Annotated in this window: 25 protein-coding genes; 19 read left to right on the top strand and 6 right to left on the bottom strand. The window is 59.1% G+C overall.

Features of this window, described 5'->3' with window-relative positions; genetic code table 11:
• On the bottom strand, positions 1–456 hold a 456-nt coding region (locus ETC00_RS20465), incomplete at its 3' end, for a hypothetical protein (protein WP_216369319.1).
• Positions 457–491: 35 nt separating this feature from the next.
• On the opposite strand from ETC00_RS20465, the gene purC reads away from it, so the two are divergent.
• Genes purC through purN form a run of 7 tightly spaced genes read left to right on the top strand, consistent with a single transcriptional unit; the run spans position 492 to position 7,433 of the window.
• The gene (purC, locus tag ETC00_RS07080; RefSeq protein WP_171565282.1) at positions 492–1,211 is read left to right on the top strand and encodes a phosphoribosylaminoimidazolesuccinocarboxamide synthase; all 720 of its coding nucleotides are present in this window, start codon (positions 492–494) and stop codon (positions 1,209–1,211) included.
• On the top strand, positions 1,204–1,452 hold the full coding sequence (gene purS, locus ETC00_RS07075; protein ID WP_171565281.1) for a phosphoribosylformylglycinamidine synthase subunit PurS: 249 nt from the start codon (positions 1,204–1,206) through the stop codon (positions 1,450–1,452). The genes purC and purS overlap by 8 nt, the downstream gene beginning before the upstream one ends.
• A 3-nt stretch (positions 1,453–1,455) precedes the next feature.
• The gene (gene purQ, locus ETC00_RS07070; protein ID WP_171565280.1) at positions 1,456–2,148 is read left to right on the top strand and encodes a phosphoribosylformylglycinamidine synthase subunit PurQ; all 693 of its coding nucleotides are present in this window, start codon (positions 1,456–1,458) and stop codon (positions 2,146–2,148) included.
• A complete protein-coding gene (gene purL, locus ETC00_RS07065; RefSeq protein WP_171565279.1) occupies positions 2,129–4,372 on the top strand; it encodes a phosphoribosylformylglycinamidine synthase subunit PurL in 2,244 nt (747 codons plus the stop codon). Before purQ ends, purL begins: the two co-directional genes overlap by 20 nt.
• Positions 4,357–5,775, top strand: coding sequence for an amidophosphoribosyltransferase (gene purF / locus ETC00_RS07060; RefSeq protein ID WP_171565278.1), 1,419 nt, complete (start codon positions 4,357–4,359; stop codon positions 5,773–5,775). The genes purL and purF overlap by 16 nt, the downstream gene beginning before the upstream one ends.
• A 12-nt stretch (positions 5,776–5,787) precedes the next feature.
• Entirely contained in the window at positions 5,788–6,828 is a 1,041-nt protein-coding gene (purM, locus tag ETC00_RS07055) for a phosphoribosylformylglycinamidine cyclo-ligase (RefSeq protein WP_171565277.1), read from the top strand.
• Positions 6,825–7,433 (top strand): phosphoribosylglycinamide formyltransferase, encoded by a 609-nt coding sequence (gene purN, locus ETC00_RS07050; RefSeq protein WP_171565276.1) that lies wholly within the window; start codon positions 6,825–6,827, stop codon positions 7,431–7,433. Before purM ends, purN begins: the two co-directional genes overlap by 4 nt.
• 72 nt (positions 7,434–7,505) lie before the next feature.
• On the opposite strand, the gene ETC00_RS07045 is transcribed toward purN, so the two are convergent.
• Positions 7,506–8,705 (bottom strand): CynX/NimT family MFS transporter, encoded by a 1,200-nt coding sequence (locus tag ETC00_RS07045; RefSeq protein WP_171565275.1) that lies wholly within the window; start codon positions 8,703–8,705, stop codon positions 7,506–7,508.
• 218 nt (positions 8,706–8,923) lie between these two features.
• Here ETC00_RS07045 and ETC00_RS07040 point away from each other — a divergent pair, with 218 nt between their 5' ends.
• From ETC00_RS07040 to purD, 3 genes are all read left to right on the top strand, one after another.
• A complete protein-coding gene (locus ETC00_RS07040) occupies positions 8,924–9,292 on the top strand; it encodes a hypothetical protein (protein ID WP_171565274.1) in 369 nt (122 codons plus the stop codon).
• A gap of 163 nt (positions 9,293–9,455) precedes the next feature.
• Positions 9,456–11,003, top strand: a complete 1,548-nt coding sequence (gene purH, locus ETC00_RS07035; protein WP_171565273.1) for a bifunctional phosphoribosylaminoimidazolecarboxamide formyltransferase/IMP cyclohydrolase — start codon at positions 9,456–9,458, stop codon at positions 11,001–11,003.
• Positions 11,004–11,073: 70 nt separating this feature from the next.
• Positions 11,074–12,342: a phosphoribosylamine--glycine ligase gene (purD, locus tag ETC00_RS07030; RefSeq protein ID WP_171565272.1), complete on the top strand. Its 1,269-nt coding sequence runs from the start codon at positions 11,074–11,076 to the stop codon at positions 12,340–12,342.
• A 49-nt stretch (positions 12,343–12,391) separates the two neighbouring features.
• Here purD and ETC00_RS07025 read toward each other — a convergent pair whose 3' ends face one another.
• Both ETC00_RS07025 and ETC00_RS07020 read right to left on the bottom strand, forming a co-directional pair.
• The gene (locus ETC00_RS07025; RefSeq protein ID WP_171565271.1) at positions 12,392–12,529 is read right to left on the bottom strand and encodes an EYxxD motif small membrane protein; all 138 of its coding nucleotides are present in this window, start codon (positions 12,527–12,529) and stop codon (positions 12,392–12,394) included.
• Between the two features lie 12 nt (positions 12,530–12,541).
• Positions 12,542–12,988, bottom strand: coding sequence for a YgaP family membrane protein (locus tag ETC00_RS07020; protein WP_171565270.1), 447 nt, complete (start codon positions 12,986–12,988; stop codon positions 12,542–12,544).
• Positions 12,989–13,203: 215 nt separating this feature from the next.
• Between ETC00_RS07020 and ETC00_RS07015 the strand changes: the two genes are divergently transcribed.
• From ETC00_RS07015 to ETC00_RS06975, 9 genes are all read left to right on the top strand, one after another.
• Positions 13,204–14,964 (top strand): adenine deaminase C-terminal domain-containing protein, encoded by a 1,761-nt coding sequence (locus tag ETC00_RS07015; RefSeq protein ID WP_171565269.1) that lies wholly within the window; start codon positions 13,204–13,206, stop codon positions 14,962–14,964.
• 716 nt (positions 14,965–15,680) lie between these two features.
• Complete coding sequence (locus tag ETC00_RS07010; RefSeq protein WP_171565268.1) at positions 15,681–16,634, top strand: branched-chain amino acid ABC transporter permease; 954 nt, start codon at positions 15,681–15,683, stop codon at positions 16,632–16,634.
• A gap of 9 nt (positions 16,635–16,643) precedes the next feature.
• Positions 16,644–17,933: a branched-chain amino acid ABC transporter permease gene (locus tag ETC00_RS07005; RefSeq protein ID WP_171565267.1), complete on the top strand. Its 1,290-nt coding sequence runs from the start codon at positions 16,644–16,646 to the stop codon at positions 17,931–17,933.
• Between the two features lie 22 nt (positions 17,934–17,955).
• The gene (locus ETC00_RS07000; RefSeq protein ID WP_171565266.1) at positions 17,956–18,732 is read left to right on the top strand and encodes an ABC transporter ATP-binding protein; all 777 of its coding nucleotides are present in this window, start codon (positions 17,956–17,958) and stop codon (positions 18,730–18,732) included.
• A gap of 18 nt (positions 18,733–18,750) precedes the next feature.
• A complete protein-coding gene (locus tag ETC00_RS06995) occupies positions 18,751–19,458 on the top strand; it encodes an ABC transporter ATP-binding protein (RefSeq protein WP_171565265.1) in 708 nt (235 codons plus the stop codon).
• A 198-nt stretch (positions 19,459–19,656) separates the two neighbouring features.
• On the top strand, positions 19,657–20,256 hold the full coding sequence (locus ETC00_RS06990; protein WP_171565264.1) for a hypothetical protein: 600 nt from the start codon (positions 19,657–19,659) through the stop codon (positions 20,254–20,256).
• A 169-nt stretch (positions 20,257–20,425) separates the two neighbouring features.
• The gene (locus ETC00_RS06985) at positions 20,426–20,803 is read left to right on the top strand and encodes an AzlC family ABC transporter permease (RefSeq protein ID WP_371808875.1); all 378 of its coding nucleotides are present in this window, start codon (positions 20,426–20,428) and stop codon (positions 20,801–20,803) included.
• Positions 20,804–20,890: 87 nt separating this feature from the next.
• Positions 20,891–21,109, top strand: a complete 219-nt coding sequence (locus tag ETC00_RS06980; RefSeq protein ID WP_171565263.1) for a hypothetical protein — start codon at positions 20,891–20,893, stop codon at positions 21,107–21,109.
• Positions 21,099–21,413, top strand: a complete 315-nt coding sequence (locus tag ETC00_RS06975; RefSeq protein ID WP_230077717.1) for an AzlD domain-containing protein — start codon at positions 21,099–21,101, stop codon at positions 21,411–21,413. The genes ETC00_RS06980 and ETC00_RS06975 overlap by 11 nt, the downstream gene beginning before the upstream one ends.
• 39 nt (positions 21,414–21,452) lie before the next feature.
• Here ETC00_RS06975 and ETC00_RS06970 read toward each other — a convergent pair whose 3' ends face one another.
• Together ETC00_RS06970 and ETC00_RS06965 are read right to left on the bottom strand one after the other, a co-directional pair.
• Positions 21,453–22,628, bottom strand: coding sequence for an MFS transporter (locus tag ETC00_RS06970; RefSeq protein ID WP_171565262.1), 1,176 nt, complete (start codon positions 22,626–22,628; stop codon positions 21,453–21,455).
• Positions 22,628–23,074: a MerR family transcriptional regulator gene (locus ETC00_RS06965; protein WP_171565261.1), complete on the bottom strand. Its 447-nt coding sequence runs from the start codon at positions 23,072–23,074 to the stop codon at positions 22,628–22,630. Before ETC00_RS06965 ends, ETC00_RS06970 begins: the two co-directional genes overlap by 1 nt.
• Positions 23,075–23,216: the final 142 nt, after the last annotated feature.

The following is a 23,216-nucleotide window of genomic DNA, read 5'->3' as shown; positions in this document are numbered from 1 at the left end:
TTGTGTCCCCTGTTGGTCCCCGCGTCTTCGTTTTTCCGCTGAGCCGGTCGTCAAAGGAGCTCGCTTGGCCCATCCCTCCATGCGATGCTCATTGTCTTCCGCTTCGGTTGATGAATGGGCAGGCCTTCCGGCCTGGAAATCATTTTTTGTGGACGCTAACTCAATGAACCGTTTGTCTTTAGTCTGAGTCCGGGAATCCGGACTTTTCTTCTTTTCTGCTGCGGCAGCCAGCGGCTGATTGGCTTCGCTTCTCTTGAGGGCGAAGCGCAGACTGAACCTCCCCGGACAGGGAAAGAATATGGCGTACATGATTGTTTGCCGAATGTTAAATTTGAGTGGTCGGGGAAAATTACATAAATTCCCGAACGTTTGTCGAATGCTAATCTGCTCATTTTCGTTGATAAATGCGTATAATTGTGTTTTAATTGAGTTGAAATGTTCGTGTATATTACGCATTACGCAACCTTTGCTCGGGGAAGGTGACTCCGGAAGTGGAAAAACGGGAACAACTCTATGAAGGTAAGGCAAAGCGCATCTATCGTACGTCTTTGGCCGATCAATACTGGGTGGAGTACAAGGACGATGCGACCGCGTTCAACGGGGAAAAGAAAGGCACCATCACCGGAAAGGGTGAACTGAACAACCGCATCACCGCCATCTTTTTCACGCTGTTGAAAGAGCGGGGCATCGACAACCACTTTATCCGCCTGCTGTCGCCCACGGAACAGTTGGTCCGCAAAGTGGAGATCATTCCGCTGGAAGTGGTCGTCCGCAACATCGCGGCCGGTTCCCTGGCCAAGCGGTTGGGGATGGCGGAGGGAACGGCCCTGCCGCACCCGGTGGTGGAGTTTTACTATAAAGACGACGCACTGGGCGATCCGCTGGTCAACCACTCGCACATCAAGGTGCTCGGAGTCGCCAGTGAAGACGACCTGGCCGTGCTGGAGCGTATCGGCCTGCAGGTAAACGAGGTGCTGCAGGAGTACCTGCGCGAGCGCGGCGTGATTCTCGTCGACTTTAAACTGGAGTTTGGACGCACGCCGGAGGGAGAGATTCTTCTGGCGGATGAAATATCGCCGGATACGTGCCGGTTCTGGGATGCCGAGACTATGGAGAAACTGGACAAGGACCGTTTCCGCCGCGATCTCGGCAATGTGGAAGAAGCGTATCGGGAAATGCTGAAACGATTGGGAGGAGAAGCACATGTGTAAAGCTGTTGTATACGTGACGCTGCGCCAAAGCGTGCTCGACCCGCAAGGACACGCGGTCAAGGGAGCGCTGCACACCCTTGGGTTTGACGAAGTAAAAGACGTGCGCATCGGCAAGTACATGGAGTTGGTGCTGGACACGGCCGACCGGGCGCAGGCGGAGGAGCGCGTCCGCGCGATGTGTGAAAAACTGCTGGCCAACACCGTGATTGAAGACTACCGCTTTGACATCGTGGAGGGCTGAGCCATGCGAGTAGCCGTAATCGTCTTTCCCGGTTCCAATGCCGACATCGACTTGTACAACGCCGTTGAAGACGTGATGGAAGTGCCGGTGGATTACGTCTGGCACGCACAGACCGACCTCTCCGCCTACGATGTCATCCTGCTGCCGGGCGGTTTTTCCTACGGTGACTACCTGCGCTGCGGGGCCGTCGCCCGGTTTTCGCCGGTGATGGAACAGGTGGTCAAGGCAGCTGAGGACGGCAAGCTGGTGATGGGCATTTGCAACGGCTTCCAGATCCTGACCGAAGTCGGACTGCTGCCGGGCGCCCTGCTCCGCAATCGTTCGCTGAAGTTCCGCTGCAAGCTGTCGCCGCTGCGCGTGGTCAACAACGACACGCCGTTTACCCGCGACTACGCTGCGGGTGAAGTGATCCGGATTCCCATCGCTCACGGCGAAGGCAACTACTACTGCGACGACGAGACGCTGGCACGGCTGCAGGCCAACAACCAGATCGTCTTCCGCTACGAAGGGGAAAACCCGAACGGTTCCATAGATGACATCGCCGGCATCTGCAACGAACGGGGCAACGTGCTCGGCATGATGCCTCACCCGGAGCGGGCCGTGCACGAATGGATGAGTTCCGCCGACGGCCGGCGCCTGTTTACCTCGATTCTGAAGACATGGAGGGAAAAAAACAGTGTCACAGCTCACTCGTAACGAACCGACCGCTGATCAAATCGCCGACCAGCGCCTGTACCGGGAGATCGGCTTGACTGACGAAGAATATCAGCGCGTCGTGGACATCCTCGGCCGCAAGCCGAACTGGACGGAGACAGGACTCTACAGCGTGATGTGGTCGGAGCACTGCTCGTACAAAAACTCCAAGCCGGTGCTGCGCCGCTTTCCGACCAGCGGGCCGCGCGTGCTGCAGGGACCGGGCGAAGGGGCCGGGATCGTCGACATCGGCGACAACCAGGCCGTCGTCTTCAAGATCGAAAGCCATAACCATCCCTCCGCCATCGAGCCGTACCAAGGGGCGGCAACCGGGGTGGGCGGCATCATCCGCGACGTCTTTTCGATGGGCGCCCGACCGGTGGCGCTTTTGAACTCGCTGCGCTTTGGGGAATTGACCTCGCCGCGCGTGAAATACCTGTTTGAAAACGTGGTGGCGGGCATCGCCGGCTACGGCAACTGCATCGGTATCCCGACCGTGGGCGGCGAAGTGAACTTTGACGCCACCTACGAGGGCAACCCGCTGGTGAACGCGATGTGCGTCGGCCTGATCGACCACGACAAGATTCAAAAAGGGGTGGCGACGGGCGTCGGCAACCCGGTTATCTACGTGGGGGCCAGCACCGGCCGGGACGGCATTCACGGCGCGACATTCGCCTCCGAGGAATTGAACGACGAGTCGGAGAAAAAGCGGCCGGCTGTACAGGTAGGCGACCCGTTCATGGAAAAACTGCTGCTGGAAGCATGCCTGGAGCTGATCGACACCGGCATCGTCGTCGGCATTCAGGACATGGGCGCGGCTGGTCTCACCTGCTCCAGCGCGGAGATGGCCTCCAAGGCGGGCAACGGCATCGAGATGAACCTCGACCTGGTCCCGCAGCGGGAGGCGGGCATGTCCGCTTACGAGATGATGCTCTCCGAATCCCAGGAGCGCATGCTGGTCGTCGTGGAAAAAGGCAAGGAAGCAGAAGCGATCGCCATTTTTGACAAGTGGGGCCTGGCTTCGGCAGTTGTCGGCCGTGTGACGGACGACGGCATGCTGCGCCTGCTGCACCACGGCGAAGTAGTGGCGGAAGTGCCGGTCAAGACCCTGGCGGATGACGCGCCGGTCTACCACAGACCGTCGGCTGTGCCGGCGTACTACGAAGCGAACGCCAACGTCGATCCGGTGGCGGCCATCCCCGAACCGGCTGACGCCAACGAAACGCTGAAAGCCCTGCTGTCTCAGCCGACGATCGCCAACAAGGCGTGGGTATACGAACAGTACGACCACATCGTCCGCGCCAATACCGCGGTCAAACCTGGTTCGGACGCGGCCGTGGTAATGATTCGCGGCACCCGCAAGGCACTGGCGATGAGCACGGATTGCAACGGCCGTTACGTCTACCTCGACCCGCAGGTGGGCGGCGCAATCGCCGTGGCGGAAGCGGCCCGCAACGTGGTATGTTCCGGTGCCGAACCGCTGGCGATCACCGACTGCCTCAACTTTGGCAATCCCGAGAAGCCGGAGGTGTTCTGGCAGTTTGAAAAAGCGGTCGACGGCATGAGCGAAGCCTGCCTCGCGCTGAACACACCGGTCATCGGCGGTAATGTGTCGTTTTACAACGAACGCAGTGGCGACGCCATTTACCCGACGCCGACCATCGGCATGGTTGGTCTGATCGCGGACGTCGATCACATCACCACCCAGGATTTCCAGGCCGAAGGGGACGCGATTATCCTCCTCGGGGAGACCTACGCCGAACTGGGCGGCAGCGAGTATCAAAAATGGGCGACAGGCTCCATCTCGGGACGTCCGCCGCACATTGACCTGGCAAAAGAAGCGGCCGTGCAGAAACTGGTGTACGACGCCATTCGCCAGGGGCTGGTAAAATCTGCGCACGATCTGTCGGAAGGAGGACTTGGCGTCGCATTGGCGGAATCGTGCTTTGGCAACGAGATCGGCGCAACCGTTTCGCTTGAGTCCGACCTGCGCAGTGACGTGCTGCTGTTCAGCGAGTCGCAATCGCGCATTCTGCTCAGCGTCGCACAAGAACAAACGGACGCCGTGCTGGCGCTGGCAAAAGAACGGGGTGTGCCGGCACAGGTAATTGGAACGACTGGCGGCAAGCGACTGGTGGTGAACGTCAACGGAACGGAAGTGATCCATGCGCCGCTTGCCGATTTGAAAGCCGCTTGGAAGGATGCGATTCCATGTTTGATCGGTTGATCTGGGACAAACTGAACGAAGAATGCGGCGTCTTTGGCATCTACAACCACCGGGAAGCAGCCCCGCTGACCTATCTGGGGCTGCACGCCCTGCAGCACCGCGGCCAGGAGAGCGCGGGCATCTGCGCCTCCGACGGTGAAAAGTGGTACAAGCACCGCGGCATGGGGCTGGTCTCGGAGGCGTTTGGCAAGGGCGACCTGGAGAAGTTTCGCGGCCATATCGCCATCGGCCACACGCGTTACACCACGGCCGGGGCGAGCAAGATCGAAAACGCGCAGCCGCTCTTTTTCCGCTACGCGCACGGCAGCATGGCCGTCGCCCACAACGGCAACCTGGTCAACGCCTCTGTGCTGCGAAAAGAGCTGGAGGCCAAGGGTTCCATTTTCCAGACGACGAGCGACACCGAAGTGATCGCCCACCTGATCGCCCGTTCGCAAAGCCGCGATCTGGCGGAAGCGGTCCGGGAAGCGCTGCAGCACATCAAGGGCGCATATGCGCTTTTGGTGATGAACGAGCGGCAGCTCATTATTGCGCTCGACCCGAACGGTCTGCGTCCGCTGTCGCTCGGCCGTCTGGGCGACGCCGTCTGCGTAGCCTCCGAGACGTGCGCCTTTGACATCATCGGCGCAGAGTATTGGCGCGACGTCCGGCCGGGCGAGCTGATCATCATCGACGAGGACGGCATCCGCGAGACGACGTTTACGGACAAAACCGTCCGTTCCATCTGTACGTTTGAGTACATTTACTTCGCCCGTCCGGACAGCGACATCGACGGGATCAACGTGCACATGGCCCGCAAGCGGCTGGGCAAGCAGCTCGCGCTGGAGGCGCCGGTGGAGGCCGACGTGGTGACGGGCGTGCCCGATTCCAGCATCTCGGCGGCCATCGGCTTCGCGGAGGCGACCGGCATTCCTTACGAGATCGGGTTGATTAAAAACCGCTACGTGGGACGCACCTTTATCCAGCCGACGCAGGAACTGCGGGAACGGGCCGTACACCTGAAGCTGTCCGCCGTGCGCAAGGTGGTGGAAGGCAAGCGGGTGGTGATGATCGACGATTCGATCGTGCGCGGCACGACCAGCAGCCGCATTGTCCGCATGCTGCGCGAGGCGGGGGCGCGGGAAGTGCACGTGCGGGTAAGTTCGCCGCCGGTGAAAAATCCCTGCTTCTACGGCATCGACACATCCACCCGGGACGAACTGATCGCCGCCACCAAATCGGTCGAAGAGATTCGCCGCATCATCGGCGCGGACTCGCTGGCTTTTTTGTCGGTGGAGGGCATGATCGAAGCGATCGGCCGTACGGACGCGGCTCCCAACAACGGCCACTGCCTGGCCTGCTTCACCGGCCAGTATCCCACGGAGATTGAATTTGAGGCGGCACTGCCGGCAGACAAGTGTTAAGAGGGTGAAACCATGAGCGAAGCATACAAGCAAGCAGGCGTCGACATCGAGGCGGGCAACGAAGCGGTAGAGCGGATGAAAAAGCATGTGAAGCGGACGTTCCGTCCCGAGGTGCTGACTGATTTGGGCGGATTTGGCGCGTTGTTTCGCCTGGATGTGTCCCGGTACAAAAAACCGGTGCTCGTCTCGGGCACGGACGGCGTGGGCACCAAGCTGAAGCTCGCGTTTGCCATGGACAAACACGACACAATCGGCATCGACGCCGTGGCGATGTGCGTCAACGACGTAGTCGTGCAGGGAGCGGAACCGCTCTTTTTCCTCGATTACCTGGCCTGCGACAAAGTGATTCCGGAAAAGATCGAGGCAATCGTCAAGGGCATCGCCGACGGCTGCACCCAGGCAGGCTGCTCGCTGATCGGCGGGGAGACGGCGGAAATGCCGGGCATGTACGCGGAAGGCGAGTACGACATCGCCGGGTTTACCGTCGGTGTCGCGGACGAAGATAAGCTGATCACCGGTGCTGATGTAAAGCCGGGTGACGTGCTGGTGGGGCTTGCCTCCAGCGGCGTGCACAGCAACGGCTTTTCCCTCGTGCGCAAAGTGCTGCTGGCGGATCGGGGAATGTCGCTACACGACCATGTGGACGAGCTCGGCAAAACACTGGGGGAAGAGTTGCTGACGCCGACCCGGATTTACGTCAAGCCGATTCTTTCGCTGCTCCAGTCTTATGAGATCAAGGCGATGGCCCACATCACCGGCGGCGGCTTCACGGAAAACATTCCGCGCGTCCTGCCCGAGGGAACGCAGGCGGTGATCGACGTCGGTTCCTGGCCGGTGCTGCCGATTTTCCGGCTGGTGCAGGAGGCGGGCAGCATCAACCCGGCCGACATGTACCGCACGTTCAACATGGGCATCGGGATGGTGCTGGTCGTCAAACAGGACGACGTCGTCAACGTGATCGGCACGCTGCAGCAAATGGGCGAACAGCCGTACCTGATCGGTCAAATTCGGGCGGGCGAGCGGCGCGTCGTCTACAACGGGGTGACGTGGTGAAACGGATAGCCATTTTTGCCTCGGGCAGCGGTTCCAATTTTGAAGCAATCGTGCAGGCGACGAAAAGCGGCCGGCTGGAAGGCGCGGAAGTGGTACTGCTCGTCTGTGACAAGCCGGGAGCCAAAGTGCTGGAGCGGGCGGCGCGATTGGGCGTGGAAGCGTTCGCGTTTGAGCCGAAAGCGTACCCGGACAAGGCGGCGTTTGAGGCAGAAATCGTCGCCGAGCTGTGCAGGCGGGACGTCGAGCTGGTCGTGCTGGCCGGGTACATGCGGTTGGTGGGGCCGACGCTCTTGTCCGCCTATGAAGGACAGATCATCAACCTGCATCCCTCGCTGCTGCCGGCCTTTCCCGGCAAGGATGCGATCGGGCAGGCTCTCGCCTACGGGGTGAAGGTAACGGGAGTAACGGTACATGTCGTCGATGCCGGTCTGGATACCGGACCGATAATCGCGCAGGTTCCCGTGACGGTGCACGAGACGGATACGGCAGAAAGCCTCGCTGCCCGGATTCATGAAGTGGAGCACGAACTGCTGGTCGACGTGATCGGACGACTGCTGACCGGCCGGATGAGGCTGGAAGGGCGGCACGTGCGGCTGGAGAAATAACAGCGGCCCTCTGCGACGGGTGTGATTCCCGTGGCGGAGGGCCTTTTTTTGTTTCGTGCCATAGGGGCCTACTTAGACGTATTTGTTTCGTCCCGCCCCGACAGCGGCGATCGTCATCAGCAGGCTGACCGCCAGCAGCGTCAGCAGGGGGAACGTCCACGAACCGGTCCAATCGTAGAAAAGTCCGATCAGGATCGGCCCGACGGCGGCCAGCAAATACCCTACGGATTGCGACATGCCGGACAGCGCGGAAGCCTGATGCGTGTCCGTTGTTCGCAGGACGATCATCGTCATCGCCAGGCTGATGCTGGCTCCCAGCCCGATGCCGAGCAGCACCAGTGATCCAAACAGCAGCAGGCTGTTTTCACCGACCAGCAGCCCGCCGAATCCGGCCAGAAAGCACAGACCGATCACCAGGGCCATGCCCATCTGGTTGGTCATGCGGGTGGCCAGCACCGGTGCCAGGAATGTGGCCGGCAGACTGATAAACTGCAGGATCGAGAGCATCCAACCGGCGGTGGAGGTGCTCATGCCGTGGTGATGGAGGATTTCCGGCAGCCAGGCAATGGTGCAGTAAAACGCAAACGACTGCAATCCCATGAATACGGTAACCTGCCAGGCCAGCGGTGAACGCCAGAGTCGGCTGCTGTCGGACGCTTTGCCCTGGTCGCTTGTGATGTGGACGGATGCACGGAGCTGCGGCAGCCACACAACCAGCGCGACGAGGGTCAGCAGGGACCAGCAGGCCAGCGCTCCCTGCCATCCGAGACGCAGCGCCTGGGCCAGCGGGACGCTAAGACCGGACGCCAGCGCAGCGAGGGTGCCCATCGCCGTGGTGTACACACTCGTCATCAGTCCGATCCTGTCCGGAAACCGCCGCTTGACGAGCCCCGGCAGCAGCACGTTGGAAATGGCGATTCCCAAGCCGATCAGGCCCATGCCGGCAAATAACGCGGCAGTCCCCCCGAGCGAGCGGAGGATGATGCCGACGAGCAAGATACACAGTCCCGCCCAGATGGTCCGTTCATTCCCGTAGCGTTCTGCGATCTTTGGAGCGATCGGGGACAGGACGGCAAAGGCGATGAGCGGCAGCGTGGTCAAAAAACCCGCCATGCTGCCGGACAGGCCTGTATCCGTTCGGATGGAGCCGATCAGCGGCCCTACGGAGGTGAGGGCGGGGCGCAGGTTGAAGGCGACGAGAATGATGCCCGCGACAAGCAGCATGTTTCCCGTGGGTAGCGGACGGGAAGCGACGTCATCACGATTGGTCATGAAAGGATTCCTCCAGACGTTTCATCTCCGGTACTTCCATTAGTGTACGAAGTAAAAGTTGTTAATTCTTTACGGTATGCACAATTCCCTTCCCGTACACCCATGATGCACCCATTACGGACTTTGTCTGCACACCGGGCTATTTTGGAAAAAACGGTCCCCACCCGGGCGTTTGCTACATACAGTAGTACGAAAGCGGAAAAAAGGAGGGGGCCCACATGGGCGATTTGATATCCGATCTGCTGGGTAAGCTGAGCAAGAAAACAGGACGGAACTGGACGATGGAGGATATCGTGCGGCTGGCGCAAAAGCTGCCGAAGGGAGGGAATGGAAACCTGGATGATGTGTTTGACGAACTGTCAGACATGGGGCTCAATCTGAGCGAGGAAACGCGGGTGAAGGTGAAGGAACAGTTGAAGGACGGTAAACCCCCATCGCTCGAATCCATCAGCGCGCTGGCGAACAGGCAGGCACAGGGAACAGACACCCCGAAGAAAGAGGTGTCGCATGCCAGCGCAAAGGTGAAAAGCGATCCGCTTGCCGAACGATTGAGAAAATGGCAGGACGGGAGAAAGAAAAGGCGATAGACGTGTAATGCAAACGAAGCGCAGTCTCGCGTGCCTTGGCACGATTCGGCTGCGTTCGTTTTTTTGGGAGGAAACCTTGATAAATACGTACAATTATGTTTTAATTAACTTATAATGTTCGTGTTTTCTATATTCTTTCCAATAATATCAGGAGGTTCTATCCGTGAGTGTGAAAAAGGCACTGATCAGCGTTTCCGACAAGACAGGGTTGATTCCGTTTGCGCGCCGTTTGGCTGATGCCGGCGTGGAGATCATCTCCACCGGGGGTACGGCGACCATGCTGAAAGAAGCGGGCATTCCGGTTATCGGCATTTCCGAAGTGACCGGTTTCCCTGAGATTCTCGATGGGCGCGTCAAAACGCTGCATCCGAACATCCACAGCGGCCTCTTGGCTGTGCGCGACAATGAAGCCCACCGGAAGCAGCTGAACGACCTGCAGATTGAAACAATTGATCTGGTTGTCGTCAACCTGTATCCTTTTAAGCAGACGATCGCCAAACCGGACGTGACGTTTGCGGAGGCGATTGAGAATATTGACATCGGCGGGCCGACCATGCTGCGTGCGGCTGCGAAAAACCACCAGTACGTCACTGTAGTGGTGGACGCCGCCGACTACGAGCAGGTAGCCACGGAAATCGAGCAGAATGGGGATACGTCCCTGGATACGCGCCGCCGTCTGGCCGCCAAGGTGTTCCGCCACACGGCTGCGTACGACGCGCTGATCTCCCGCTATCTGAGCGAACAGGTGGGCGACTTCCTGCCGGAAAGCTACACAGTGACCTACGAAAAAGCGCAAGATCTGCGTTACGGCGAAAATCCGCATCAGCGGGCTGCATTCTACCGCGAGCCGCTGGCAGGCGGAGCCAGCATCGCACGTGCCCAACAGCTTCACGGCAAAGAGCTTTCCTACAACAACATCAACGACGCTGACGCCGCTCTGGCCATCGTGCGCGAGTTTGCCGAACCTGCCGTGGTCGCGGTGAAACACTCCAACCCGTGCGGCGTAGGCATCGGTGCCGACATTCGCGAAGCCTACCAAAAGGCGTACGAGGCTGATCCCGTTTCCATCTTTGGTGGCATCGTGGCGGCCAATCGTCCGGTGGACCGCGACACTGCCCTGCTGATGAAAGAAACGTTTTTGGAAATCATCCTCGCGCCTGATTTCACCGAAGAAGCGCTGGCCGTGCTGACCGAGAAGAAAAACCTGCGCCTGCTGCGCATCCCCTCGCTGAACGAGTCCCGGGAAGCAGCGCAGGGATTCCGCATCGCGCCGGTGGCGGGCGGAGCGCTGGTGCAGGACTACGACGTGAAACAACTGGACGATGCCGATATCCGCGTGGTGACCGACAAACAGCCGACCGCCGAAGAACTGGCGCAGCTGAAATTCGCCTGGAAGGTCGTCAAGCACGTCAAGTCGAACGCCATCGTGCTCGCCAAGGATAACATGACGATCGGCGTGGGCGCTGGCCAGATGAACCGCGTCGGTGCTGCCGGCATTGCCATCGCTCAGGCGGGAGAAAAAGCGAAAGGGGCTGTGCTGGCCTCCGATGCCTTCTTCCCGATGCCGGACACCGTAGAAGCGGCAGCGAAGGCAGGTATTACAGCGATCATTCAGCCGGGCGGTTCGGTCCGCGACCAGGACTCCATTGACGCCTGCAACCGCCATGGCATCGCGATGGTGTTTACCGGTGTACGCCATTTCAAACACTAATCGCTGACGAATTGATGAGAGCGAAAGAGAAAAGCGGATTTGTCAGAACCGCTGACAGGAGGGAGTACGCATGAACGTACTGGTAATCGGCGGCGGGGGCCGCGAACACGCCATCGTCTGGAAGTTGGCGCAAAGTCCCAAGGTGAAAAAGATTTTCTGCGCGCCTGGCAACGGCGGTACGGCGCTGTTGGCGGAAAACGTGCCGATTCCCGTTGACGATTTTGCCGCCCTGGCCCAGTTTGCCAAAGACGAGGGGGTTGACCTGACAGTGGTCGGTCCGGAAGACCCGCTGTTGGGCGGAATCGTCGACTTTTTCACGGAGCGCGGCCTGCCGATCTTCGGGCCGACTGCGCAGGCAGCGAAGATCGAAGGCAGCAAAAGTTTTGCCAAGCATCTGATGAAGCGCTATGGCATCCCGACGGCCCGGTACGAGTCGTTTCTCGACTACGAGTCGGCCCTGGCCTACGTGCGTGAACAGGGGGCGCCGATCGTGGTCAAAGCGGACGGACTGGCAGCCGGCAAAGGGGTGGTCGTTGCGGAAACGCTGGAAGCAGCGGAAGCGGCGCTCTACCGGATTATGAAGGAAGGCGTGTTTGGCCAGGCGGGGGCGCGCGTGGTGATCGAGGAGTGCATGCGCGGCGAAGAGCTGTCCCTGCTGTCGTTTGTCGACGGGGAAACGGTCAAGCCGATGGTGACTTCCCAGGACCACAAGCGCGTCTTTGACGGTGACCAGGGCCCCAACACCGGCGGCATGGGCACCTATGCGCCTGTGCCGCACATGTCGGCAGAGCTGGTGGAGCAGATCGTGGAGACGATCGTCAAACCGATGGCCCGCGGCATGGCACAGGACGGCATCCCGTTTAGGGGCGTGCTTTACACGGGCCTGATGATCACGGACGAGGGGCCGAAGGTCGTGGAGTTCAACGCCCGCTTCGGCGATCCGGAAACGCAGGTGATCCTGCCGCTTTTGGAGACCGATCTGGTAGACATCTGCACGGCTGCCATCCAGGGGGAACTGGCATCGGTCGACGTAAAGTGGAAGCAGGAAAGTGCGGTATGCGTCGTCATGGCCGCTCCCGGGTATCCGGGTGAATACCCCAAGGGCGAGCTGATCAGCGGCTTGGAAAAGGCGGGCGAGTCCGTCACCGTGTTCCACGCCGGCACCAAACAGACGGAGCAGGGCATCGTCACCAGCGGCGGCCGTGTCCTCGGCGTGACCGGGACAGGACGAACGCTGGAAGATGCGCGTGCTCGGGCATACGCTGCCGTTGAGCAGATCAGCTTCGCGGGTGCGCATTACCGCCGGGACATCGCCGACAGGGCGCTGCGCAGACGCTAGATTTGTGCCAATTGTGACCTGTATGGCAAAAAAAGGGGGATCCGTCCGGTTATTGACGGTATCTCCCTTTCTTCTTGTTCGCAGCGTACATAAAGTAGCCCATGACGGCGACACAGCCGATGATCAAGGCAAAGACAAACGCATTGTGGGAAAACCATTCGTACAGCGGAGGTCCGACAAGTGACATGGGCTGTCCCTCCTAGGAATAAGTTGGCTCGAGATGTTCGTCGCGGCTGTGGCGGTCGTCCGTTTTTTTGGCGCGCTCTTCGTTGCGGGAAGCTTCCTCGGCCTGGCGGTAGGAGACGTACTCCTTAACAGCCGCTTCGAGCTGTTTGTCTTCGGCCGACAGTTTGGTTTGCTCCTGCTTGGGAGCCGTGCCACTGCGCGGTTTCCCTGCCTGGTTCCTCATGTCCTTTGCTTTGCTGAGCATGTTTTGCATTCCGGCGCCGCAGCTGTTGACACCCATCGCGTACAGCATCGGACAAAAGCGGGTGACGCCTTCTGCCACCTTCATGGCTGACAGCGCCATTAACAGCCAGGGAGTGCGGTACGGGCGGCGGCTCATCCTGCCGACGCCGTAGGCCAGCCCCAACAGGCCGACAGTGATGCGGATCAGAGCATCCACGGTTCCGACGTTTTTTTGCATGGTTGTTCCTCCTGTCCTAACAGTTCCTGTTGGTAGTGTGTGCCGGGCGGAAAAAATCACGCGAGGGAATTGTTGTTAACAGAGGGGTTGGATACAGGAGTCCGGCAGGCGAACGGAGAAGTGTACACAGGAAGTGAGCGAGCGTTCGCTAGGAAACGGCTGCTCTGGCAGAGGATTCTCTATCCGTGCGCCAAACAGGGAAAGGAGTGCATACCATGCGAGTCCGTCCGATCAACGAAAAGGCTTACCTGCATCTGTTACGGGTGGCGAAGCGGCAGGCCCCTGCCGACATGTGGATCAAGGGAGCGCGGGTGCTGCAGGTGTATACCAAGGAATGGCGGGAGGTGAATGTCGTCGTCGCCGGAGAACGGATCGCCTATGTGGGGGAAAAGGAGCCGGAGGTGGCCGAACATACGGTTGTGGTAGACGCAGCCGGGATGTACGCGGTGCCGGGGTACATGGAGCCGCACGCCCATCCGTTTCAGTGGTACAATCCGTTCTCGCTGGCCGACTTCGCACTGGAGCGGGGAACGACAACCCTGGTGTCTGACACGATGATGCTGATGAGCCTGCCGTTTGCGCAGGTGGCACAGATCATGGAGCGGCTGTCGGCCCATCCGGTCAAGCAGTTTTTCTGGGGTCGGCTCGATCCGCAGCGGAGGCGGTCACATGCAGAGCCGCCGTTTGACCGGGCAGGGCTGGCGCGAATGCTGGAGCATCCGCTGGTCGTCCAGGGCGGGGAACTGACCGACTGGCAAGGCGTGTTGAACGAAGACGAGACCCTGCTGTTTGGACTCAAGCACGCCCGCGATCTTGGCAAACGGATCGAAGGACACCATCCGGGAGCGTCGGTGGAGACCCTGAACACAGCGGCTGCCGCCGGGATCACCGCCTGCCACGAGAGCATCACGGCGGAGGAGTTGTTGCGCCGCCTGCAGTTGGGGATGTATGTCGCACTGCGCCACTCCTCCATCCGGCCGGACCTGCCGGAATTGGTTCGCGGCTGGCTGGAGATGGGACTGCCCTGGTCGCCCCGCATGATGCTGACATCGGACGGCAGCACGCCGCCGATGCACCGGCACGGCCTGATGGATTACACGATAAAAGTGGCGATCGAAGCGGGCATGCCGCCGGAAGAGGCCTACGTGATGGCGACGCTCAATCCTGCCGTCTACTACGGCATGGACGCCGAAATCGGGGGGATTGCCCCAGGTCGACTCGCCGACGTTCTGCTGCTTACTCGTCCGGAGGAGCCGACGCCCGAGCTGGTCATCGCCAACGGACGGCGGGCGGCGGAAAAAGGGCGGCTGCTGGTGCCCACGGTGCTGCCTCATTGGGAGCAGTACGAGTTTCCGCCCGTCGACCGGCTGGGCAGGGACGTGGGAGCGGACGCGTTTCGACTTCGCCACACGGGCGGACCGCTGCCGGTCCTGCACATGCGCAATGCGGTCATTACCACACTGGAGCGGGAGGAACTGCCGGCAGACCGGGATGGCTGTGTTTCGCTGGAGAACGATCCCGAGCTGGCGGTAATCTGCTGTCTCAATCCTGACCGGGAGCGGCTGACACAGGCGCTGGTAAGGGGATACGGCCGTTCGCTGGAGGCACTGGTCAGCACCTACACGGCCTCTGACGACTGGCTGGTCATCGGGCGCAACCCGGAGGCCATGGCGGAAGCGCTGCGGCGCGTCCGGCAGATTGGCGGAGGCGTGGTCATGATCGACGGGGGACGGGTGATCTGCGAATGTCCGCTGCCGCTCGCCGGAAAGTTTTCTCCCGCGCCGATGGACGACGTCATCCGCATGGCGGAATCGCTGACCGACCTGTTGCGGGACAAGGGGTACGCGCATTTGGACCCGCTCTATTCGTTGCTGTTTTTTACCGCCACCCATTTGCCGTATGCCCGGCTTACCGCCGAGGGGATCGTCGATGTGAAGTCGGGGGCCGTTTTGGTGCCGTCCATTCCCCTTCCATGAGGAAAACATGTTTTCGGCAAAGGAATGTCTTCGCAAACATCAATTACTTCACCTTAGTAAAGTATTGATATATTTATTTGGATTTAATACAGCTTCATCTTTACGCTGTTATATGTATAAAAAATATGTTTATTGAAAATACCATTATTCATCTCTTGTAAAATTCCTGATATATTTTACAATTAAGAAAGGCCAGACAGGAACGGTCCTGTGAGACGTTTGGCCCATGTCGGGTATCCTCCCTGGGTGGACGTTTTACGGGCCGCCAAGTGATTTCATGGGTGGCGGTGGACGGGTGGTTCTGATATGATTATGTTAACCTGTCCCGCCGTGGAAGGGGTGCTTTGCTCGAGAAAAGAATACCTGTGACGGAAAAGGGGACGGTTTCATCGTTGTATTCGTCGATCCAAAATGAGCAGCCGGCTCCGGTATCGCAGGATACGTTGCTTAAATAGGGCCAGACATCGCAGACTACCGAACAAGCCTCTTTCAACCCGGGGCGACACTCAGGTGTGCGCCCTTTCTGTTTGAGGAGTTGTCCAGTGCGCGGACAAGCCTTTCGCTGACGGTACGACCGCTCACACAAAGACAGCGCGTCAGGCAAAAAAGCAGCGGTTGTCCCGACAGCCGCCGGGCGGCAAGTTGTTTTTTTGATCGCCGAATACAGAAAATTTACAATTACCGCAAGTTTACAAAGGAATGAGGGATGGGAAAGTATGCTGCTCGACATTTTGCCTCAGGTGTTGGTTGACGGCTTGACGCTGGGCTTCATGTACGCCGTCGTTGCGCTCGGCTACACCATGGTGTACGGGATTTTGGAGTTCATCAACTTCGCGCACGGTGAGATTTTCATGGTGGGCGCCTTTGTGGGGACGGAGGTCCTGCTGATTACGGACGCCCTGGGGGCGCTGGAGGGGATGAATCCGTTTGTCGCACTGTTTATAACCCTGCTGATCGCGATGGCCATTACCGGAGCCCTCGGCGTCGGGATTGAGCGGGTAGCCTACCGTCCGTTGCGCGGTGCGCCGCGGCTCGTTCCGCTGATTTCCGCGATCGGCGTGTCGTTCCTGCTGCAGGATCTCGTCCGGTTTACGGAAGCGATTGCCCGCAACGAATTTTATCTGAACAGTCCCATTCTTTTTTCAGGTTCCATCCCGTTGGGCAGCATCGCCGCGATTCCGACGAAGGCGTTGATCGTCATCGTGCTCGCCATTGTGATGATGATATCGCTGACCTTGTTCATCAACAAGACCAAGTGGGGTATCGCCATGCGGGCTGTTGCGCAGGACCAGTCAACAGCGTCGCTGATGACCATTAACGTGGACAAAGTCATTATGCTTACCTTTTTGATCGGTTCCAGCCTGGGCGGCGCAACCGGGGTACTGTTCGCGCAGAACTACGGCACGATTGACCCCTACATCGGCTTTATTCTCGGTCTCAAGGCGTTTACCGCAGCCGTTCTCGGCGGTATCGGCAACATCCGCGGCGCGATGGTGGGCGGTGTTCTGCTTGGCTTGCTGGAGTCCCTGTCCGGCGCGTACATGGGTCCGCTGACCGGCGGAGCGTTTGGCGCCGAGTACAAAGACGTGTTTGCGTTCAGCATTTTGATTCTCGTGCTTCTGTTCAAACCGGAAGGCCTGTTTGGCGAAGCCGTAAAAGAGAAAGTGTAGGTGAAACGCATGGCAAACATGGTATGGAAGTCGTTCAAAGGGATTCCGCTTCCGGTTACGCTGATTTGGATCGCTGGCTTTTCGGCCGCACTGCACTTCTTGGACAAATCGGTCATCGCGTTTCTGGGAATCTTGTCCTCCATTGTTTTGATCTACTACACCAACGCCTCCAGCAAGGTCCGCATGCTCATCGGAGCACTGGTGCTGTTAATCATCATTCCGCTGGTGGCGGGGGACAACCGCTACTACATGGAAGTGGCTTCGCAGGTGGGCATCTACGTGGCCATGGCGCTCGGCCTGAACATCGTGGTCGGATTTGCCGGACTGCTTGACCTCGGCTACGTCGCCTTTTTCGCCGCCGGTGCGTACGCGTACGCGATTTTTTCCACGTCCCAGGCCAACCAGTTCATCCCCGGCGACCTGTTTCCGCTGTCGGGCGAGTGGTTCTGGCCGTTCCTCATCGTCGGCTTGATCGTGGCGGCAATCTTCGGGATATTGCTCGGTCTGCCGGTCTTGCGGGTGAAAGGGGACTACCTGGCCATTGTCACGCTGGGGTTTGGTGAAATTATTCGGATTATTTTCAATAACCTGGACAAACCCATCAACATCACCAACGGCCCGCAGGGGATCACTCCGATCCCGCAGCCGGAATTGTTGGGAATGAAGATGGGCACGCCGTTCCACTTCTATTTTATCGTGTTAGTCGTCATCGCCTTTATCGTCCTGGCCAACTTCCGCTTTGAAAACTCGCGCATCGGCCGCGCCTGGATCGCGGTGCGGGAAGACGAACTGGCGGCCCAGTCCATGGGCATCTCCCTGCTGAACACCAAGCTGGCCGCGTTTGCCACGGGCGCTTCCTTCGCCGGTGTGGTCGGCGTCATCTTTGCCGCCAAGCAGACGTTTATCGATCCGACCTCGTTTACGCTGATGGAGTCGATCGGGATTCTCGTCATGGTCATCCTCGGCGGCAGCGGAAGCATCCCTGGCGTGGTATTGGGGGCGGCATTCGTCACGGTGCTGCAGGTGCAGCTGCTGAAAGAGCTCTCCAATTTCCTCCACTCGCTGCAACAGGCGGGCGTCATCAATCTGCCGAACCAGTTGGACCCGTCCAAGTTCCAGCGGTTGATCTTTGGCATCATGTTGATCCTCGTGGCGCTCTACCGTCCCAACGGTTTGATTCCGGCGAAGCGCAAGAAGACCGATCTCGACGCCATCCGGACAAGCAAATTGGGCGAAAACCGTCTGGGGATCCTGAGCAGGCTGGCGAAAGGCAAGCTGTCGCAGGGCAACCAGTCGTAGCGTACAAGGAGGGAGCATCATTATGGCACTGTTGGAAGCAATCGGCTTGACAAAGCGCTTCGGCGGTCTGGTCGCCAATCAGGACGTCACCGTCAAGATTGAGAAGGGGACGATTACGGCGGTCATTGGACCGAACGGGGCCGGGAAAACCACGTTTTTCAACATGATCACCGGCTTTTACGAGCCGGATGAGGGCGATGTCCTGCTGGACGGGAAAAGCATCAAGGGACTGCGGCCGGACCAGATTGCCGAGCGGGGCATCACCCGCACGTTCCAAAACATCCGCTTGTTCAAGCAGATGACCGCCTTGGAAAACGTGATGGTGGGTACGCACAGCCGGCTGACGGCAGGACTCTTGGGCATCCTGTTCAACGTTAAGCGGGTGCGCGAAGAGGAAGAGCGGGCCCGCGTCGAGGCCTATCAACTCCTGGAATACGTCGGGATCGCCCACGTCGCCAACGAAGAGGCCGGCAGTCTGCCGTACGGCTTGCAGCGCCGCCTGGAGATCGCCCGCGCGCTGGCGACCAATCCGCAAATCATTCTGCTGGACGAGCCGGCGGCGGGGATGAATCCGCGCGAAACAGCGGAGATGACGGAGTTTATCCGCCGGCTGAAAAACGAACTGGAACTGACCATCATCCTGATTGAACACGACATGAAGCTGGTCATGGGCCTGAGCGAATACATCCACGTGTTGGATTACGGACGCAAAATCGCCGAGGGAACGCCGGAGCAAATCCGCAACAATCCCAGAGTCATCGAGGCGTACCTGGGCAAAAGCGCGTCGGAAGTGTCGTAAGCGGGGGAGGAATCACAGATGGCATTGTTGGAACTGCATAACGTACACACCTATTACGGCGGCATCCACGCGTTAAAGGGGCTGAGCATCCAGGTCAACCAAGGGGAAGTGGTGACGCTGATCGGCTCCAACGGGGCAGGCAAGTCGACCACGCTGAAGACGATCTGCGGCCAGACGCGCGCACGGGAAGGCAAAATCCTCTTTGACGGCAAGGACATCACCCAAATGCGCACGCATGAAATCGCCCTGCTGGGTATCGCCCACGTGCCGGAGGGGCGGCGCATTTTCCCCAAGCTGACCGTGCGGGAGAACCTGGAGATGGGCGCCTTCTCCGTAACGGACAAGAATCTGATCGAGGAAGGAATTGAGCGGGCATTTCGCTACTTTCCCCGGCTGAAAGAGCGGATCAACCAAAAGGGCGGCACGATGTCCGGCGGGGAGCAGCAGATGCTGGCCATCGCACGCGGCCTGATGATGAAGCCGAAGATTTTGATGCTGGACGAGCCGTCCATGGGGCTGGCGCCGATTCTGGTCGAACAGATTTTTGACATCATCACGGAGCTGAATAAGGAGGGCATGACGATCCTGCTCGTGGAGCAAAACGCCAACCAGGCGCTCTCCGTGGCCCATCGCGGCTACGTCATCCAGACGGGAGAGATCATCCTGCAGGATGAGGCGGCCACCCTGCTGGCAAACCCGCAGGTGCGGGAAGCGTACCTTGCATAGAAGTGAAGCACCGATGGAGTCTAATGACTCCATCGGTGTTTTTTGTAACGAAATGGAAATTTCTTCGTCTCCTCTTATGGATGCACAGGTTTGCAGGACGATTCGACATCAGAGTTGGAACGTACCTCTCTGCAAACGATGTGAGTCGTGAGGAATATGGCTGTTCCAAAAACGGTCCACGTGAAAGGGTGCATGTCGATGATGAACAAAAAATCCATCATGTTGTCTGTGATAGCCGCTGCCAGTGTCGCTGCCGGCGGATACCTTTTCGTAAATGCCAATCAACCTGCATCCGACCAGGCAACTCAATGGCAAGAAAACGTTCACGGGGCTGAACAAAAGGAGAAGGCGGGAACTGCGGTAGATGTAAGAGGAGATGTTAATGAGAGTTTTTCCAGTATCGAACAGTTGAAGGACAACTCTGAATTGATTGCAGAGGTTGAAATTGAAAAGGCGGACAGCTTCCAATACAAACACGTTGTGTTTACGTTGAGTGAAGCGAAACTGCTGCATGTCTATAAAGGTGAGGTCCAAAACGGAGAAACCATCAAGATTTTCGAAACCGGCGGATATAAGGATGGAACGGAATACACGTTTGAAGGCAACAAGGCATTTACGGAAAAGGAGACGGCGATTGTCTTTTTGGAAAAGTACGAAGGGCCGATTGCTGATGACGCTTATGTAATAGCGGGAGTGTATCAAGGGAAATTTGTAACAGACGGTCAGACAGTACAACCGCCCAATGGCGTAGAAAAGGGGCTGCAGGTAAAAACCATGGAAGAGTTGGACTTGGAATAGCATGGTATCAGACGGCCAGCCAGGTGAATACTGGTTGGCCTTGTCGGTGGAGGAGATGGATGCGGGGCTGCGGCTGCTATACGGAGTGTAAAAGCCGTACATGCACTCCTGCATTTGACAGAACTTACTGACAAGCGTAGAGTATAGCAGTGTATGGAGGGGGAAGCGAGTGAACTCTGCGCGCACGTTGTTTGTCACAGGCATGATTCAAATTATCCCGGTCGCCGCCGCAGGGATCGTGGACGGGCTTGTGTTTGGCATCCTCGCCCGGCAGGCAGGTCTCGGCATCGCGGAAGCCTTGCTGTTTTCACTCCTCGTCAACGCAGGGTCGTCGCAGTTTGCCGCCGTCGGCCTGATCTCGCAGGGGATTGTGGGCTGGCCCATTCTGGTCTCCGCGGCTTTGCTGAACGCCCGTCACCTGCTGTACGGCCTGTCGCTCGGGCCCCACTTTCGCGGGACGCCACCGTGGAAGCTGTCGTTGATGGCGGCTGGCCTGAACGACGAGACGTACGCCCTGACATCCACCTATCTGGCGTCCGGCCAATAGCCCAGCCTCTCCTTTTTTGCCGGTGCGAGCGCGGTCGACTATCTGATCTGGAACGCCAGCACGCTGGCCGGCGCCTGGTTTGGCGCGGTGTTTACGGAAACGGAGGCGTACGGCCTGGACTTTGCGTTTGTGGCCACGTTCCTCGGCTTTCTCGCAATTAATCTGCTCTCCCCGTTTCATGTGAAGGTGGCGGCCGGCGCTGCGGCTGTCGCCTGCCTCGCGTACTGGGGAGGCGGCGGGACGGCGGCGGTGATTGCCGGAACGCTGACGGCAGTGGTGATGGGAGCGGTGAGCCGTGAACGATAAGGTGCTGCTGATCATTGTCCTGATGGCCGTGATTACCTATCTGACGCGGTTTCCCATGCTGCTGATCAGCTCGCGCTGGGAGATCCCCGACTGGCTCCGGCGCGGACTGGCCATGGTCCCGGTGGGGGTGTTCAGTTCGCTGACCGTGCCGCCCATTCTCTTTTATGGGAAAGACGGGCAGTGGAGTCCGGAGTACCTCGCGGCGGGGGTGGTTTCACTCGCCGTCGGCCTGTGGAGAAAGCAGGTCGTCTGGGCGCTGTTGGCCGGGGTGGGGGCGATTGTGCTGTGGCGGGCCCTTTTCTGAAGATCGGGAAGAGCGTGTAAAAAAAGGCGAGCTTGCGCATCAATGCAGGCTCGCCAGTTGTTTTTTGCCGGCGTACAGCGCCATCATGCTGAACAGAACGGCCAGCGCGCCCGCGTAAAACGGGACGTGCGGCGAGTACCACTCGGCCAGCTTGCCCGCCAGCCAGGGCGCGATCGCGCCGCCGACAAAACGGACGAAGCTGTAGGCGGAAGACGCGACGGCACGCTCCACCGGCGCGACGTCCATCACCGATGCGGTCAGGACGGTGTTGATAATGCCCAAAATCGCGCCGGCCAGGACGATAGCCAGCACCAGCGTCACTTGCGACGATACGCCCAATCCCATGGCCGTCAGGTCTGCGGACAACAGCAGCAGCATGGCGAACAGCGTGGGGACGGACCCGCAGCGCTCCTGCAGTTTCGGCGCCACGATCACCGAGGTGATGGCGAGCATCACGCCCCAGAAGAAAAACACGTATCCCAGGCTGTGTTCGTCCATGTGCAGCACAAACGGAGAAAACGCCAGCAGCGTAAAAAACCCGAAGTTGTACAGAAGCGCCGTCAGCGCCATGGTAAACAGGCCGCGGTGCCGCAACGCGCGGAACGGATCAAGGAGCGAGCTGCGCCGCTTCGGCTTGGGCACGTCGCTGAGCGGTACGAAGACAGCAAGCAGCGCGATCGCCATCAGCACGGCGACGCCGAAAAACGGCCCGCGCCAACTGATGCCCCCGAGCAGCCCGCCAAGCAGCGGCCCCACGGACATCCCCAGACCGATGGCCGCTTCGTACAGGACGATCGCTCCCGCCGTGCCGCCGCTGGCCACGCTGACAATCACCGCCAGGGCGGTGGAGATGAAAAAGGCGTTGCCCATTCCCCAGCCGGCGCGGAACCAGACGATTTGCATCACCGAGTCGGACATGCCGCCGAGAAAGGAAAACAGGATGATGCCGGCCAGGCCGACCAGGAGCGTCGCCTTGGGTCCGATCCGGCTGGAGACCCATCCTGTGACCAGCATTGTCAAGCCGGTCATCAGCATGTAGCTGGTGAACAACAGGGATACTTCACTGGGCGTGGCATTCAGTTGGCTCGCAATCGCGGGCAGGATCGGGTCGACCAATCCGATCCCCATGAAAGCGACCACACAGGCAAACGCGACAGCCCAGGCTGATTTTGGCTGCTGCATGATGATGCGCCAGGCATGCGCGTGACTTTCCATTAGGAATCCTCCTTTTTGATTTCGATTTCTGTCTGCAGTTCCTGTTTTTTTCTGGCAATGCGGGTCAGCTTCTCATCGTAGTCGGCCAGCAGCTCCGAGAGTTTGTTCAGTTTGTCCTGCAGGAAGCCGCGCTTGGCCAGGAGCGTCCGTTCCAGTTCGGTCAGCAGGTTCAGCTTATCTTCGGTGGACACTTCCTGGTAATAGCCCTGCTTCAACAGCTCGTATTTGTGGGACAGGTCCATCATGTCCTTGATTTCCTGCAGCGACGCTCCCAACAGGTCGCGGGTGTTTTTGACGTGCAGGATGTGGGCGATGTCCTCGTCCGTGTACATGCGGTATCCGCTCTCCGTTCGCCCGGACGGATTGACCAGCCCTAATTCCTCGTAATAGCGAAGCGCTCTTTTCGTAAGGCCGGTTTTTTCGGCTGCCTCCTCAATGCGGTACAACGGGCTCCCTCCCATACGCGTGTGTAATGGCACGACGACAAACAGACAAGGTTTATGATACAAAACGGTAACGTTAACGTAAACGTTATTGTTTTCCGCTTATATGGGCCAGCCGCGTGCACAAAAAAGCCCGGACCAGACC

Origin of the sequence: Brevibacillus sp. MCWH, assembly GCF_013096935.1 — a bacterium.
Lineage (GTDB): Bacteria > Bacillota > Bacilli > Brevibacillales > Brevibacillaceae > Brevibacillus > Brevibacillus aydinogluensis.
The sequence above is the reverse complement of the archived record's forward strand: the minus strand, read 5'-3'. Positions and strand labels throughout refer to the sequence as shown.